Annotated in this window: 13 protein-coding genes; 5 read left to right on the forward strand and 8 right to left on the reverse strand. The window is 57.1% G+C overall.

The genetic code is table 11. The features are described from left to right. Positions 1-5: 5 nt before the first annotated feature. The 3 genes from OZ410_RS04320 to OZ410_RS04330 are packed head-to-tail and all read right to left on the reverse strand — an operon-like array spanning position 6 to position 3389. A complete protein-coding gene (locus OZ410_RS04320; RefSeq protein WP_277706688.1) occupies positions 6-1622 on the reverse strand; it encodes a S8 family peptidase in 1617 nt (538 codons plus the stop codon). Between the two features lie 17 nt (positions 1623-1639). After that, positions 1640-2545, reverse strand: coding sequence for an SMP-30/gluconolactonase/LRE family protein (locus tag OZ410_RS04325; RefSeq protein WP_277706689.1), 906 nt, complete (start codon positions 2543-2545; stop codon positions 1640-1642). Then, positions 2529-3389, reverse strand: a complete 861-nt coding sequence (locus OZ410_RS04330) for an MBL fold metallo-hydrolase (protein WP_277706690.1) — start codon at positions 3387-3389, stop codon at positions 2529-2531. The genes OZ410_RS04325 and OZ410_RS04330 overlap by 17 nt, the downstream gene beginning before the upstream one ends. 180 nt (positions 3390-3569) lie before the next feature. Here OZ410_RS04330 and OZ410_RS04335 point away from each other — a divergent pair, with 180 nt between their 5' ends. Then, the gene (locus OZ410_RS04335; RefSeq protein ID WP_277706691.1) at positions 3570-5438 is read left to right on the forward strand and encodes a cation:proton antiporter; all 1869 of its coding nucleotides are present in this window, start codon (positions 3570-3572) and stop codon (positions 5436-5438) included. Between the two features lie 19 nt (positions 5439-5457). Here OZ410_RS04335 and OZ410_RS04340 read toward each other — a convergent pair whose 3' ends face one another. From OZ410_RS04340 to OZ410_RS04350, 3 genes are all read right to left on the reverse strand, one after another. Continuing rightward, positions 5458-5685, reverse strand: coding sequence for a GTP-binding protein LepA (locus OZ410_RS04340; RefSeq protein ID WP_277706692.1), 228 nt, complete (start codon positions 5683-5685; stop codon positions 5458-5460). Positions 5686-5752: 67 nt separating this feature from the next. Beyond that, complete coding sequence (gene lepA / locus OZ410_RS04345) at positions 5753-7549, reverse strand: translation elongation factor 4 (protein WP_277706693.1); 1797 nt, start codon at positions 7547-7549, stop codon at positions 5753-5755. A 40-nt stretch (positions 7550-7589) separates the two neighbouring features. Next, positions 7590-8693 carry a TolB family protein gene (locus tag OZ410_RS04350; protein ID WP_277706694.1) on the reverse strand — a complete coding sequence of 368 codons (1104 nt, stop codon included), beginning with the start codon at positions 8691-8693 and terminating at the stop codon, positions 7590-7592. A gap of 37 nt (positions 8694-8730) precedes the next feature. Between OZ410_RS04350 and OZ410_RS04355 the strand changes: the two genes are divergently transcribed. The 3 genes from OZ410_RS04355 (at position 8731) to dusB (ending at position 13505) form a co-directional block, all read left to right on the forward strand. Next, positions 8731-9960, forward strand: a complete 1230-nt coding sequence (locus tag OZ410_RS04355; RefSeq protein ID WP_277706695.1) for a M28 family peptidase — start codon at positions 8731-8733, stop codon at positions 9958-9960. 86 nt (positions 9961-10046) lie between these two features. After that, positions 10047-12458 (forward strand): outer membrane beta-barrel family protein, encoded by a 2412-nt coding sequence (locus OZ410_RS04360; RefSeq protein WP_277706696.1) that lies wholly within the window; start codon positions 10047-10049, stop codon positions 12456-12458. A gap of 54 nt (positions 12459-12512) precedes the next feature. Further along, on the forward strand, positions 12513-13505 hold the full coding sequence (gene dusB, locus OZ410_RS04365) for a tRNA dihydrouridine synthase DusB (protein WP_277706697.1): 993 nt from the start codon (positions 12513-12515) through the stop codon (positions 13503-13505). Here dusB and OZ410_RS04370 read toward each other — a convergent pair. Together OZ410_RS04370 and rbfA are read right to left on the reverse strand one after the other, a co-directional pair. Further along, a complete protein-coding gene (locus tag OZ410_RS04370; RefSeq protein ID WP_277706698.1) occupies positions 13502-14710 on the reverse strand; it encodes an ABC transporter permease in 1209 nt (402 codons plus the stop codon). The genes dusB and OZ410_RS04370 overlap by 4 nt on opposite strands. Before the next feature lies 1 nt (position 14711). After that, entirely contained in the window at positions 14712-15104 is a 393-nt protein-coding gene (gene rbfA, locus OZ410_RS04375) for a 30S ribosome-binding factor RbfA (RefSeq protein WP_277706699.1), read from the reverse strand. Between the two features lie 50 nt (positions 15105-15154). Between rbfA and mce the strand changes: the two genes are divergently transcribed. Then, positions 15155-15559, forward strand: a complete 405-nt coding sequence (gene mce, locus OZ410_RS04380) for a methylmalonyl-CoA epimerase (RefSeq protein WP_277706700.1) — start codon at positions 15155-15157, stop codon at positions 15557-15559. Positions 15560-15649: the final 90 nt, after the last annotated feature.

Here is a 15649-nt window from a genome sequence, read left to right on the forward strand (position 1 = left end):
TAGTTTTAGAATTTAGTGGCCCCGCTGTTTACGCGATCGGCCAGAATAAGGGCGTTATAGAGGTTTGCAATGCGGCCGGAGCGGGAGATCTTGGCAAAATCCCGGGCGTTGGACGGGTCTCCGCCCAGGATCACCTGGCGGGATACCGGCAGGCCCGATTGCAGGATTATCTTCTTCACCTGGGAAGCCGTTAGCTTCGGGTACAGGGAGCGGATCAGGGCGGCAATGCCGCTCACCGCCGGGGCTGCCATGGAGGTCCCGCCCTGGAATTCATAGGTGCTGCCGGGCATGGTGGAGTAAATCTGCCCGCCCGGGGCAAAGACATCCACATTGCTGGCGCCGTAATTCGAAAAAGAGGCCACCATTTCGGACCCGTAGGTAGGGGCCAGGGCGCCCACGGTAATTACATTGTCCGCAATCTCATCGCCGGTGCCCACCTGGTCGTTCGGGTAATTGGGGTTTTGGGGCAGGTCCAGATCTTCGCTGTCATTCCCGGCAGCATGGACAATCAGCACATCGTTCTTGGCGGCATAGCGGATGGCGTCGTATACCCATCCGGCTTCCGGGGAATAGGACTTTCCGAAGCTTGCGTTAATCACCCGGGCACCGTTGTCCACGGCATAACGGATGCCCAGGGCCACATCCTTGTCGTATTCGTCCCCGTCCGGGACCATGCGCACGCTCATGATCTGCACGTTGCGGGCAACCCCGTCCACGCCAATGCCATTCCCGCGTTCCGCCGCAATGATACCGGCCACGTGGGTGCCGTGGGATTCATCTTCTTCCCGGTTGCCAGGGTCTCCGTTCCCATACCCGGTGTCGGCGAGGTCGTAAGGGTTGTCCCCCACGCTTTCCCTGCCGTTAAACTCCACATTCAGGTGGTAGTTCAGCTGGTTGGTAAAATAGGTGACGCCTTCCTTGATTTCATCCAGGATTTCCGGGATGCTGTCTGCATAAGCATACATCTGCAGCAGGATGCCCACGCTTTGCTGTAAGGCCGGGTCCTGGGTTTCGATGGCTTGCAGGTCCTCTTCGGTGTAAGCCTCTTTCCCCAGGTGTGCCTTTACGGTTTGGTCTGCCCCCTGTACAGCCTGCAGGATGCGCTCGTATTGTTGTTTGTTGGCCGTGGCTTCACCCACCTCGGCTTCCAGGTTGGCCCGTGCTTTTTGCTGCAGGGCGGCATCGCCCAGGCCCAGGCGCAGGATACGCGCCATTTCCAGTTGTTCGTGGTAGGATTCCCCCAGGAAGTTATAGCCGTGGATGTCGTCCACATACCCGTTGTTGTCGTCGTCTTTCCCGTTCCCCGGGATTTCGTCCGTATTGGTCCAGATCACGTCGTCCAGGTCCTCGTGGTCCAGGTCAATCCCACTGTCCAGGACGGCAACCACCACGGTGCTGCCCTGCCGTTTCCCGATAATCTCGGTATAGGCCCTGTCCACACTCATGCCGGGAACGGTGTCCCGCATCAGGTCTTCGTGGCCCCAGTGTTTCAATTCCGCTTCGGAGAGTTCCGAAATCTTCAGGGGGACGGTGTCGATGTTTTCAATGGGGGTGCTCACCAGCTGTGTAGCACCGCAGCCCACCAGCAGCAGGGCCGCGGGGGCCCAGGACAATGTTTTCATTGCGATGTTTTTCATGTTTATTCGGATCCTATGGGGTAAAGGGCGCCGGGGTACGGGGCTTCAAACCATTCGAAGCATCCCCGGTCCGCCAGGGTTACATAACAGGTGCGGCCATCCGGGCCGCCAAAAGTTAAATTACTGGGCTTTTTGCCTTTCAGCCGGTATTCGCGCAGCATTTGGCCTGCCGGGCTGACCACGGCAACCGTGCCCTTGTCGTATCGGGCAATGTACACATTTCCCTGCACATCGCATCGCATGCCGTCCAGGCCAAAATCCGGGAATTGGATCAGCAATTCCCGATGCCCAAGGCTGCCATCGGCCAGTACGGGATAGCGCCAGACGCTGCGCTGCACGGATTCATTTACGTACAGGGTGCTGGCGTCCGGGCTCAGGGTAATGCCGTTGGTGGTACCCAGGCCGGAGCGGAGCCGTTCGGTGCGCCCGTCCGGGGTTACCCGCCACAGGTTGCCGGTGCTGTCCGCCCACTTGGGGTCGCTCAGGTAGAGGTTGCCGCTGGGGTGCACGCACAGGTCGTTGGGCTGGTTCATCTCCGGGTTTTCCGCAAAGACCTGCAGGGTGTCGGCCCCGGCGGGCTTGCGGTACACTTTATGACCCATGTAATCTGCGATATACATATCCCCCGCTGCATTGAATTGGATGCCATTGCCGATGCTGCCTTCCGGGAGGCGGAGATACAGGGAGGCCTCCCCGCTTGGGCTTACGCGCCCTATGGTTCCTTCTTCGGCATAATTCACGGCGTAGATATACCCGTCAGGGCCCGTGGCCGGGCCTTCGATACCCGGGGTAAATGCACCTTCTTCCAAAAGGTCGGTGCTGTCGGGCCCGGGGGTGCTGCAGGCAGCCATCAGGGAGAGGCCCAGCATCAGCAGCAGGGCCTTGGGGGAATCAGGAAAAACAGGCATCAAAGGCAAAGGTTTGGTCCAGCCGCACGCCCTTCTCGGTATGTTTGAGGGTGCAACAGGGGTTATGGGCGTCGTGCTCCAGGAACAGCACATAGGAGGCGTCGGCAGCCCGTTTCAGGAAGGGTTCTTTTTCCGCCAGGGTAAGCAGGGGCCGGGTATCGTACCCCATCACATAGGGCAAGGGAATATGCCCTACGGTGGGCAGCAGGTCCGCCATAAAGACCAGGGTTTTCCCCTGGTAGCGGATGTGCGGGATCATCTGTTTATCCGTATGTCCGTCCACAAACAGGATGCCGAAACCCAGGGGGGAATTTTCCTGGAAGGCTTCCCCGGTGCGGGGTACAAAACGCAATTGCCCGCTCTCCTGCATGGGGAGGATGTTTTCGGGCAGGAATGAGGCCTTTTCCCGGGCGTTGGGTTCGGTGGCCCATTGCCAGTGGGCCTCATTGGTCCAGAATACGGCGTTGCGGAAGGCGGGCTGGTACCCGGTGCGATCCCGGTTCCATTCCACGCTCCCCCCGCAGTGGTCAAAATGCAGGTGGGTCAGGAAGACATCCGTAATGTCGTCCCGGTGAAAACCAACCTGCGCCAGGGAACGGTCCAGGGTGTGGTCGCCCCAGAGGTAATAGTGGCCAAAGAATTTTTCGCTCTGCTTGTTTCCCATCCCGGTGTCGATCAGGATCAGCCGGTCCCCGTCTTCGATCAGCAGGCTGCGGGCCGCCAGGTCAATCATGTTGTTGGCGTCTGCCGGGTTGGTCCGGGTCCAGAGGCTTTTGGGTACTACCCCGAACATGGCACCCCCGTCCAGCTTAAAATTCCCGGTTTCGATCGGATACAACTTCATGGTATCGGTTTCAATTCCCGAAAATACGAATTCACTGCGGGGATGCCGGGCGGGTTTGGGAAATTTTAAGGGAAATCCACAGCTGTGCATGCGGAAAAGACAAACAATCCCCGCCAGGGGCTTTCCGATCCCGGCAAATGTGTATTTTTGGTTTTCACCCTTAGGGGAAAACAGCACTGCATGGTAGAACTGGCCGGAATAATCATACTGGGAATCTTTGCCCAATGGGTGGCCTGGCGGCTGAAGTTGCCCGCCATTCTCCCCCTGATCCTTATCGGTCTGATTGTGGGCCCGGTTGCTACCTTGTATACCGAAGATGGCAGTAAGCTGATCGAGCCCATCTGGAATGGGGAAGCCGGTCTGTTTCCCGGGGAAGGTCTCTACTATTTTGTCTCCCTGGCCATCAGTATTATCCTTTTTGAAGGGGGGCTTACCCTGAAGCGCTCCGAGGTGTCGAATGTAGGCCCTGTCATCACTAAACTCATTACCCTGGGGACCGTAGTCACCTTTTTCTGCGCCGGGGTTGCGGCCCACTTTATTTTCGGGATCAGCTGGCAGATGTCGTTTTTGTTCAGCGCCCTGATCATTGTGACCGGCCCGACTGTGATTACTCCCATCCTGCGAAACATCCCCTTGAAAAAGGATATTTCCGCCATCCTGAAATGGGAGGGTATCCTCATTGATCCCATTGGCGCCCTGGTAGCGGTACTGGTCTTTGAGTTTATCAGTGTGGGGGAAGGCCATGCCTACACCAAAACCGCCCTGATCGAATTCGGGAAGATCCTGCTTTTCGGGTTTACCTTCGGGTTCACTTTTGCCCACGGGCTGGCCTTTGCGATCAAAAGGAATTTTATCCCGCACTACCTGCTGAATGTAGTTTCCTTATCGGTGGTGTTGCTGGTATTTGTGGAATCGGACCTGTTTGCCCACGAATCGGGCCTGCTGGCGGTGGTTGTGATGGGGCTGGTACTCGGTAATATGGACCTGCCCAACATCAAGGAACTGCTGTATTTTAAAGAGTCCCTCAGCGTCTTGCTGATCTCCATCCTTTTTATCCTGCTGGCAGCCAACATTAACCTGGCAGACCTGGAGCTGATCTACACCTGGAAAACCGCCCTGCTTTTTGGCATTATTGTGTTCCTGATCCGGCCGCTGGGGGTAATGCTCAGTACACAGGGCTCCGAGTTAAAGGTCAATGAGAAATTATTTATCGGGTGGGTAGGCCCCCGGGGGATCGTCGCCGCCGGGATCGCCTCCCTTTTCGGCTCTAAATTGCTGGCGCGGGGCGAGCCCGGGGCAGAATATATCACCCCCCTGGTCTTTACCGTGGTTCTGGGAACCGTACTGCTGAATGCTACCACGGCCCGGTTGGTCGCTAAGCTGGCAGGGGTCTTTTTGAAGAAATCCGAAGGTATCCTGATTGTGGGGGCATCCAAAGCCTCCCGCCTGATTGCCCAATACCTGCAGCGCAACGATCGCCACGTGGTGGTGATCGACAACAACCCGGCCAATATCGAAAAGGCCAAGGAACACGGCCTGGAGGCCTTTACGGCGAACATCTATTCGGACACGTTAACGGATAACCTGGAACTCACCGATGTGGGGTACCTGATTGCCATGACCGCCAACTCCGACATCAACAAATACGCCATCGAGAAATTCAGGGACCAGTTTGGTGAGAACGGCTCCTTCCGCATTGTGGATACAGACGAAATGGGGGACCCTGAGGTCAAGGGCCGGCAGGAGCTTTTTTCCCAGACAGACGACTTTGTGAAATTCATGGACGCGGTGCGCAAAAACCCGGCCATCCACGAGGCAGACCTAAAGGACGAGAACCAGTATCAGAAACTCTGCGAGCGCATCAATGCAGACGATGACATGGTACCCCTGTTTATTAAGGATACCGATGGAGAACTCCACATTATTCCCTCCTATGTGCGCGGGGGCGGTGCCATTCATGAAGGGTACAAGCTGGTGTATATGGGGAAAGCCCTGAACGCGGAGCGGGACGACACCCAGGTGGTGTCCCTGTACGGGAAACCCGTGTAATACGGTCCCTGTCCTGGATCTAGTAAGGTTCGGTACGGTGCACCTTCACCTGCATGTCCGCCTCGGTAAGCGGAAATTCCTGCCCGGCAAGCAGCCTGAAGAAGGGAGTTGCCGCTTCCCTGCGGATTTTTTCCGAGAGCAGTTCCAGGTCTACTTCCCCGCTCTCCTGTTGCCAGACAAAAATGGAATTCTGCTGCACCTGCACAATGCGGTGGCTCGCTGTAAAATGGGCAATGTAGGTAGTCATGGGCGGAAGCAGGCTAAACGAATCCGGGCAAATGTAGGCAAAACCCTACATTCTCAAAACACTTTTGTCAATCGTTCAGCTTGAGCACAGCCATAAAGGCCTGCTGGGGGATCTCCACATTCCCGACCTGCCGCATCCGCTTCTTCCCTTTTTTCTGCTTCTCCAGCAGCTTTCGTTTCCGGGAGATGTCTCCCCCGTAACACTTGGCGGTCACATCCTTGCGCAGGGCCTTTATGGTTTCCCGGGAGATGATTTTGGCACCGATAGCCGCCTGGATGGGGATGTCGAATTGCTGGCGGGGGATAAGCTCCTTCAGCTTTTCGCACATCTTTTTCCCGATATGCTGGGCGTTGTCGAAGTGGACCAGGGCGGACAAAGCGTCTACCATCTGCCCATTGAGCAGGATATCCACCCGTACCAGTTTGGAGGTGCGCATCCCGATGGGGCTGTAGTCAAAAGAGGCATAGCCCCGGGAAACGGTTTTCAGCCGGTCGTAAAAATCGAAGACAATCTCGGCCAGAGGCATGTCGAAGTTCAGCTCCACCCGGTCCTGGGTCAGGTAGGTCTGCCCGGTGATTTGCCCCCGCTTGTCGATACAGAGGGACATGACGTTGCCCACATAATCGGCCTTGGTAATAATGGTGGCTTTGATATAAGGCTCTTCCACCCGGCTTAACGTGGAAGGCTCCGGCAGGTCCGAAGGGTTGTTGACCACCAGGGGGGTTTCCGGCTCCTTATTCGTATAGGCCAGGTAGCTCACGTTGGGGACCGTGGTGATCACGGTCATGTCGAACTCCCGTTCCAGGCGTTCCTGTATGATTTCCATGTGCAGCATCCCGAGAAAACCACAGCGGAACCCGAAGCCCAGGGCGGCACTGCTTTCGGCCGTAAAGACCAGGGAAGCATCGTTCAGCTGTAATTTTTCCATGGAAGACCGCAATTCTTCAAAGTCTTCCGTATCTACCGGGTAAATCCCGGCAAAAACCATCGGTTTTACGTCTTCAAAACCGGCAATGGCTACCGGGGAAGTGTTGGCGGCATCCGTGATGGTGTCCCCCACCTTGACTTCCCGGGCCTCTTTGATCCCTGTAATCAGGTAGCCTACGTCTCCCGTACGGATCTCCTGCCGGGGCATCTGCCGGAGCTTAAGCGTCCCGATCTCGTCCGCATGGTATTTCTTGCCGGTGGCCACGAATTTGATATGCTGCCCTTTGTGGATCTTCCCGTTCATCACCCGGAAATAGGTTTCCACGCCCCGGAAGGGATTGTAGACGGAGTCAAAAACCAGGGCCTGCAACGGGGCTGAGGGGTCGCCTTCTGGGGCGGGGATGCGTTCAATAATGGCCTTCAGGATGGCGTCTACGCCCAGGCCGGTTTTTCCGCTGGCGGGGATCACCTCTTCGGGCTTGCACCCCAGCAGGTCTACAATATCGTCGGTAACTTCCTCGGGGTTGGCGCTCGGGAGGTCCACTTTGTTCAGGACCGGGATAATCTCCAGGTCGTTTTCCAGGGCCAGGTAGAGGTTGGAAATGGTCTGCGCCTGAATGCTCTGTGCGGCGTCTACCACCAGCAGGGCGCCTTCGCAGGCCGCGATGGAGCGGGATACCTCATAGCTGAAATCCACGTGGCCGGGGGTGTCAATCAGATTCAGGATATAAGTTTCCCCCTCATAAACGTATTCCATTTGGATGGCGTGGCTCTTGATGGTGATGCCGCGCTCCCGTTCCAGGTCCATGCTATCCAGCAACTGGTCCTGCTTTTCCCGTTCGGTAACCGAACCGGTGTGGTCCAGCAGCCGGTCGGCCAGGGTACTCTTGCCGTGGTCGATGTGGGCGATGATGCAGAAATTGCGGATATGCTTCATAATGCGTTGAAATTGGGGGCAAAGATACGTGATCGGGGCCTCAATCCTGCCATTCGGCTATAAACAAATTCGTATCCCGCGTGCCTCCGTTATTCCGGTTGCTGGCAAAGACCAGATATTTGCCGTTGTTGGAAAAGACCGGGAAGGCGTCAAAGGTCTTGCCGTGGGTAACCCGGGTGAGGTTGGTGCCGTCCGTCCCGATCATGTAGAGGTTGAAAGGGAAGCCGCCCTCGGCTTCAAAATTACTGGAAAACAGCACCTTGTCTCCATCCGGGTGAAAGAACGGGCACCAGTTGGCATTGCCCAGGTAGGTGAGTTGCCGCAACCCGGACCCATCTGCATTGCAGATAAACAGCTCCATATTGGTGGGCTGCACCAGCCCCTGGGCCAGCAGGCCCTTGTATTCCGCTATTTCCTCAGGCGTTTGCGGGCGGGAAGCCCGGAAGATGATCTGGCTGCCGTCCGGGGAGAAAAAAGCGCCCCCGTCGTACCCGAGAGCATCCGTGATCTGGGTGACCCCGCTGCCGTCCAGGTTCATGGTGTAGAGCTCCAGGTCCCCGCTGCGGTCCGAGGTAAACACGATCTTATCGCCCTTAGGGCTCACGGTGGCCTCGGCATCGTACCCGGGAAGGTCTGTAAGTTGGGCCGTGATATTGCCCTGCAGGTCCGCCACAAAGATGTCGAAGGAATCGTAAACCGGCCAGACGTACTTCCCGTTCAGGCGCAGGGGGACTTCCGGGCAGAGACTATCCTGCAGGTGGGTGGAAGCGTATACGATGTGCTTGTTGTCCGGCAGGAAATACCCGCAGGTGGTGCGGCCCATCCCGGTGCTGACCATGGGGGGCTTGTTGTCCCGGAAGGTATCTGAGGCGTTCATCACAAACATCTGGTCGCACTCCAGCCCCCAGGATGCCGTGTTGGCCTGGAAGATCAGCTGCTGGTCGTCAAAACTCCAGTAGGCTTCGGCATTGTCGCCCCCAAAGGTGACCTGCCGGATGGACTTAAAGTGGGTCTCCCCAGGGTAGATCAGGGTATCCGAGGCCATAGCCATGGGGCTTTCACCCTCACTTTGGACGGCTACTGTCCGGGTACAGGTGCACTTGCCAAGCAGGATAATGGGGATTAACAGTGCCGGTATTCTCATGGGTTGTTTACTTTTAGGCAAAAATATACGGAAAGCCATGAAGTACGCACAACTTTTTCTGGGGACGGCCCTGGTTTTGGCCGCCTGCCGCACTGAAGCCCCTGTGGAAGTGACCCTGCAGGAGGATGTTGGCATCCTGGCCGCGGATTCCCTGATGGGCAGGGAAACGGGAACGGACGGGGCCCGGATGGCTGCCGATTATCTGGAAGGACGGCTCCGGAACATGGGGCTTAAACCGGCTGGTGCCCAGGGCACCTACCGCCAGACTTTTGTCTTTAAGCCGCGTCGGGACCCACATGCCCAGATTACCTTCGAAGAGGCAGATAGTGCCGGGATTGCCGGGATGAATGTTATGGGACTGATCGACAAAGGGGGCTCCCGCACCGTGGTATTGGGCGCCCACTACGACCACCTGGGAATGGGGGGCGAGGGTTCCCTGCACCGGGGCGAGGCGGCCGTGCACAACGGGGCGGACGACAACGCCAGCGGGGTAGCGGTCCTGTTACACCTGGCGCAGGAAATCAATCGTTGGGAGGAAGCGCGGGACAACTACCTTATCCTCTTATTTTCCGGGGAGGAAATGGGGCTTTTGGGCTCCAATTACTTTTCAAAAAACCCAACCCTGAGCCTGGACGAAGTGCCCTTTATGCTGAACCTGGATATGGTGGGCCGGCTGCGGCCGGACAGCACCCTCTCGGTAAGCGGTACGGGCACCAGCCCGATCTGGAACCAGGTGCTCAACAGCCAGAACCCCGGATTTAAACTGGTGTTGCAGGAATCCGGGGTGGGCCCGTCCGACCACACCTCCTTTTACCTGCAGGATATCCCCGTGCTCCATTTTTTCACCGGGCAGCACCCGGACTACCACCGCCCTTCGGACGATGCCGGCAAGCTGAATTACGAAGGGATGGAAGCCATTTCGGCCTACCTGATGAAGGTGCTCCGAGCCATGGAAACCCAGCGGGAAGTGGCCTTCCGCAAGACGAAAAACGAAAGCGAGGAAGTGCCTGCCTTTAAGGTTGCTCTGGGGGTGGTCCCGGATTACCTCTTTGAGGGGCCGGGCATGCGCATAGATGGGGTTAGCGAAGGCAAGGCGGCCCAGCAGGCCGGGCTGCAGAAGGGCGATGTGGTGTTGCGCCTGGGCGATAGCACCGTAACGGACATGATGAGTTATATGCGCGCCCTGGCCAGTTTCCAGCCCGGCGACTCTACTGAAGTGGTGGTGGGCCGGGGCACAGATTCCCTTCGGGTTTCGGTCCGGTTTTGAACGCTGAAATGGCGTAACGCCCCATCAGGAATACATAGTTGAGGGTAAGAAAATTTTTATAGCTTTACCCAAGTCCAACCCAACGCGTGAAAACCTACATCCTACTTATTCTGGGGCTGCTTCCCCTGGCCCTGACCGGCCAGCAATTCCAGATATCCGGTACCCTGAAAGACAGCGAAGGCAAAGCCCTGCCCTACAGCAATGTGATCCTGCTGCGCGCTGCCGATTCCGTGCAGGTAAAGGGGACCTCCGCCGACGAAAGCGGGATCTTTGTGCTACGGGATGTGCCAGGCGGCTCATATCTGCTGCAACCCCAGTATTTTGGGCATAAATCCCTGATTTTACCCCTGGAGCTCACCGCAGACCTGCAGTTGGGAGAGGTGGTATTGGAACTGGAGGGCAATGCACTGGACGAAGTGGTGATTACCGCTGCCCGCCCCATCATAGAACGCCTGGCAGACCGGCTGGTGTTCAAAGTGGAAAATACCGTGATCAGCGAGGGCACTACCTGGGATATCCTCAGGCGCACCCCCGGCGTAGTAGTGCTGGGCGACAACCTGGAAATCCGGGGGAAAAGCGTAACCGTATACCTGAACGACCGGAAGGTGCAACTGTCATCCGACGAAATCCTCGACTTGCTCAAAGGCCTGTCCGGGGATGTGGTGTCTGCCGTGGAAGTGATTGCGGATCCCCCCGCCCGGTACGAGGCAGCGGACGGGGCCGTGCTGAACATCCGCACCCGCCAAAACATTGTGCCCGGATACAAGGGCAGCGTACAGGCGCGCTGGGAACAGGCTATTTTCCCCAAGTACCGCCTGGGGACCAGCCACTACTATAAGGGAAGGCAATGGGGCCTGTTTGCCAATTACAGCATCAGCCCAAGGAAGGAGTTCAAGCGGACGGATTCTTATGTGAATTTCTTTGACCCGGCCCAAACCGTTTACGCCCGGTGGAATACCGACATGGAAAAGATAGGCCGTTCCCTGGCCCAGCAAGCCACCCTGATGCTGGATTATTCCCCGTCCGAAAAGGACCAATTCAACCTGACCACCACCCTGAATACCTCCCCCAACAAGCGCAACGCCTACCTGCTGGCTACCGTGATGCGCAATGCACAGGGGCAGGTAGATTCCACCCTGAGGACCTGGAGCAATGTGGAAGACGACATGCTGAATGCTTCGGCAAACCTCAATTATGAGCGCAAACTGGCCAGGGAAGGAGCATCCCTGAAGGCCAACGCCCATTACACCTACTACGAACTGCGTCGAGACCAGGTGGGCAACAGCGATTATTTCAACCCCTCCGGGGCCTTCCAGCGGAACTTCCGGTTTTCCACCGAGGCCTTCCAGGATATCCACATTACCACCGCCCAGGCCGATTATTATGCCCCGCAAAAGTCCGGGAGCTTCGAGGCGGGGGCCAAAGGTTCGTTTATCCGCAGCAACAGCCGGATCGATTACCTGGATGTAAACGATACCCAACCGCCTTTCGATATTGCCCTGTCGGACCGCTTTACCTACGACGAGGCTGTGGGGGCGGCTTATATGACCCTGAACCGGGACTGGGACCCCTGGTCGCTGAAACTGGGTCTGAGGGCCGAACACACCGAGGTGCGGGCCCGCAGCCTTACCCTGGACGACATTACCCGCCAGAGCTACCTGGAGTTTTTCCCGTCCGTGTATCTGGGGCGTACCCTGGGCGAAGACAACAGCCTGAATTTTTCGTATAACCGGCGGCTTACCCGGCCCAATTACCAGGACCTGAACCCTTTCCGGTTCTTCCTGAATGAAAACGACTACGACGAGGGGAACCCCAACCTGGTGCCCAACTTCAGCCACAACCTGAATTTGAACCTGACCCTGAAGAACACGGTTTTTATCGACTTCTATTATCGGGACAATGGCCGTTACATTAGCCTGCTAAGCTTCCAGGACAACGAGGCCCAGACCCTGTTGCAGATCATACAAAACGTGTATAAAAGCCGCTCCTACGGGGTGGATTTTACCGTGTCTGCCTCCCCGGCTTCCTTTTGGGATCTGTATGCCTATACCTCGGTCTTCCACGAGGCCGAGACCTTCCTGGCCGTTGAGAGCGACATAGAAACCTATACCAACCGGGTGAGCGGGTTTTACGGGTACTTCAACAATGCCTTTACGCTCTCCAAGGACCGCACCTTTACTGCAGACCTGACCCTGGTGTACCTGAGCGGCTTCCTCTATGGCACCTACAGGATGAGCGAAAACACCACCCTGAATGCGGGGCTGCGCAAGAGCCTCTGGAAGGGCAGGGCTATTGTATCCCTGGTAGCGGAAGATATCCTGCAGCGGGCCAACTCTACCTATACCACCCGCTATAATAACCAGGACAACGGGTATTACGGCCTGCCGGAAACCCGCTTTGTGCGCCTGGGCTTTACCTATAATTTTGGGAATTATCGCCTGCAAAACCGGTCTGCGGACCTTCGGAAATCGGAGCTCCAACGCATTGAGGACGAGTAGTTTTCGCCAAATGGGGCCGAATTTGTACTTTTGACCCCCAAAATCCCGAGGCCCATGCCCCGTATCGGCTCAATTGAACTCCCGGATTTCCCCCTGCTGCTCGCCCCTATGGAGGATGTGAGCGATCCGCCCTTTCGCACCCTGTGCAAGGAACAGGGCGCAGACGTGATGTATACGGAGTTTATCTCATCCGAAGGCCTGATCCGCGATGCGGCCAAGAGCGTCATCAAACTGGATATTTACGAAAAGGAGCGCCCTATCGGCATCCAGATCTTTGGCGCCGAGATGGATTCTATGCTGCAGGCCGTGGATATTGTGACTGCCACGGGCCCGGATATTATCGACATCAATTTCGGGTGCCCGGTGAAAAAGGTGGTCTGCAAGAATGCCGGGGCGGGCATCCTCAGGGACATCCCCCTGATGGTAAAGCTCACCGAGGCTATGGTCAAACGCACCCACCTGCCGGTTACGGTCAAAACCCGCCTGGGCTGGGACCACGACTCCATTAAGATTGTGGAGGTGGCCGAGCGTTTGCAGGATGTGGGGATACAGGCCATTTCCATCCACGGACGCACCCGGGTACAGATGTACAAAGGACAGGCCAACTGGCGCCCCATCGCAGAAGTTAAGAACAACCCGCGCATGCACATCCCCGTTTTTGGCAATGGGGACGTAGATACTCCGGAGGCGGCCGTGCGCATGCGGGACGATTATGGTCTGGACGGCGCCATGATAGGACGCGCCTCTATTGGTTACCCCTGGTTTTTCCGCGAAGTAAAACACTTTATGCAGACCGGAGAGCACCTGCCGCCCCCCAATATGGAGGCCCGGGTAGCCGCTGCCCGCCGCCATCTGGAAATGGCCATTGCCTGGAAAGGGGAAAAACTGGGCGTACTGGAAACCCGCCGCCACTATACCAACTACTTCAAAGGGATCCCCAACTTTAAGCCCTACCGCACCCAAATGGTGACCTCGGACGAGGCCGCAGAGGTGTTTGCCGCCTTCGACGCTGCCCTGGAAGCGTTTTCCGACTACGAATTTGCCTAGAGGCCCAGCCGTTTTTTGCTGATCCGGTTGCTGGCAATGCGGGAGGCGAGCAGGCCCAGCACAAAAATGGTAGCCAGTACCAACCCGGCATTGGTCCATTGGAAGGCTACGGGATAGGCCAGGGAAGGCGTAATCTTAAGCCACCCGAAGGCGAGCTGACTCCCGATCAGCAGCCCGCCCATACATAGGCCGATCAGGCCCCCGGCTGCAGTAACCAGGATGCCCTGCAGGAAATAGATCCGCCGCAGCTGGCGTACGGAAAGCCCAAGGGCATACAAGGTTCGGATGTGTTGCTGCTTGTCCAGGATCATCATGATAATAGCTCCCACCACATTAAAGAGCGCGATGATGAGCACCAGGGTAAAAATCAGGTAGGTAGCCAGGTTTTCCGTGTTGAGCATGCGGTACAGGGTCTGGTTCAGTTCCCTGCGGTCCCGCAGTTCCACCTGGTTTCCCAGAATTTCGGAAATCCCCCTGCGAACCTCCGAAAGGGCGTGGTCCGGGTGTACCCTGAAATTGATGCCCGATACTTCCGTGCTGTCCCGTTCCAGCAGGGCCTGTACCAGCTTCAGTTCCGCAAAGACGTATTTCTTGTCCAGGTTTTCCTCAATTTGGTATACCCCGCTCAGCACGGCGGGGAGCTGGTTGTACGGCTGGTCTCCCAATCCCTGGGGAGACAGGTTCCCACTGCCCGGCTTCGGGGCCAATACGATCAGGGGGCTGCGATAGTCCTGCACCGCTAAAGACAGCCGGCTGGCAATCGTAATACCGGCCACCACCTGCTGGTTTTCCAGGTCCCATAGCCCCAGGTATAGGGTGCTGTCTACATCGGTGACTTGCGGATATTGGGCGTCCACCCCTTTGATGTAGGCGATCATGCTTTTCTGCTGGTGGGTCAGGTAAACCCGCTCTTCCAGTTCGCGGGCATAGGAGGCCAGCCCACCCAGGGTGTCCAGGGCCAGTGCCTGTTCGGAGCTGAATTGAAAGGCTTTTCCCGTGGCCGGTACGGCTTTCAGGTCCGGGTCGAAGGTATTGCTGAAGGAGAGGCTGAAGGATTTCAGGCCGGAAAAACCGGAAAGTACGATAAACAGGGAAGCAGACCCGATTACGGTTACGGCAAAGGTTACGGCGTTAATGATGTTGACCGCGTTGCGGCTGCTTTTGGAGCGGATGTACCGGCGTGCGATGTACAGGGCAACATTCACCTCAGGACTTTTTGCGCCGCACCAGCAGGTCCCGGTTTTCGATGGGGTTTTCCCCTCCTTTCAGGGACTTGTCGATTTGTTCAATATATTCCAGGGAATCGTCCAGGAAGAAGTGCAGTTCGGGCACCCGCCGGAGCTGGTGGCGGGTACGCCGCGCCAGTTCGTGCCGGATTTGAGGCCCGGCGGCTTTGATCCCGTTCATCAGGGGCGTGGCCTCCGGTACGGGAAAAATACTTACGTAGACCCGGGCAATCGAGAGGTCTGACGTGACGTAGACCTTGGTCACGGAGAGTACCACCCCGTGGATGCCGCTATCCGTTGCAGCTCTCTGGAGGATGTCTGCCAGGTCCTGTTGCAGGACCCCGGCGATCTTTTTCTGGCGTTGGGTTTCCACGGTCCAAAAGTACGCACAAATGCCGTATTTTCGCAGGACAAGTCAAAACCATGCGTAAAATAGAGCATATCGGGATTGCCGTGGCTAACCTGGCCGCCTCCAATGCCCTGTTCGAAAAACTGCTCGGCAGCCCGGCTTACAAGACGGAAGAAGTAGCCTCCGAAGGGGTGCGCACTTCTTTTTTCAAAAGCGGCCCGAACAAGATCGAATTGTTGGAAGCCACCCACCCGGACAGCCCGATTGCAAAATTTCTGGAGCGCAAAGGCGAAGGCATCCACCACATTGCTTTTGATGTGGAAGACATCCGGGCGGAAATGGCCCGCCTGCGGGAAGAGGGCTTTACCCTGCTGAACGAGGAACCCAAGCGCGGGGCCGATAACAAATGGGTGGCTTTCCTGCATCCGAAAAGCGCCGGGGGGGTGCTGGTGGAGCTCTGCCAGGAGATTCCGGATTAACGGGCACGCACTTCCATTCAACGGGCCATTGGCACCATCCGTCGACACCTACCTGCCATTGGTCGCCTGATGAAACGTAAAATACGCCTT

Source organism: Robiginitalea aestuariiviva (assembly GCF_029537735.1).
Lineage (GTDB): Bacteria > Bacteroidota > Bacteroidia > Flavobacteriales > Flavobacteriaceae > Robiginitalea > Robiginitalea aestuariiviva.

Coding starts and splice junctions, on each gene's coding strand:
- OZ410_RS04320 (WP_277706688.1), bottom strand. CDS start 1,622: ATGAAAACATTGTCCTGGGCCCCCGCGGCCCTGCTGCTGGTGGGCTGC.
- OZ410_RS04325 (WP_277706689.1), bottom strand. CDS start 2,545: ATGCCTGTTTTTCCTGATTCCCCCAAGGCCCTGCTGCTGATGCTGGGC.
- OZ410_RS04330 (WP_277706690.1), bottom strand. CDS start 3,389: ATGAAGTTGTATCCGATCGAAACCGGGAATTTTAAGCTGGACGGGGGT.
- OZ410_RS04335 (WP_277706691.1), top strand. CDS start 3,570: ATGGTAGAACTGGCCGGAATAATCATACTGGGAATCTTTGCCCAATGG.
- OZ410_RS04340 (WP_277706692.1), bottom strand. CDS start 5,685: ATGACTACCTACATTGCCCATTTTACAGCGAGCCACCGCATTGTGCAG.
- lepA (WP_277706693.1), bottom strand. CDS start 7,549: ATGAAGCATATCCGCAATTTCTGCATCATCGCCCACATCGACCACGGC.
- OZ410_RS04350 (WP_277706694.1), bottom strand. CDS start 8,693: ATGAGAATACCGGCACTGTTAATCCCCATTATCCTGCTTGGCAAGTGC.
- OZ410_RS04355 (WP_277706695.1), top strand. CDS start 8,731: ATGAAGTACGCACAACTTTTTCTGGGGACGGCCCTGGTTTTGGCCGCC.
- dusB (WP_277706697.1), top strand. CDS start 12,513: ATGCCCCGTATCGGCTCAATTGAACTCCCGGATTTCCCCCTGCTGCTC.
- mce (WP_277706700.1), top strand. CDS start 15,155: ATGCGTAAAATAGAGCATATCGGGATTGCCGTGGCTAACCTGGCCGCC.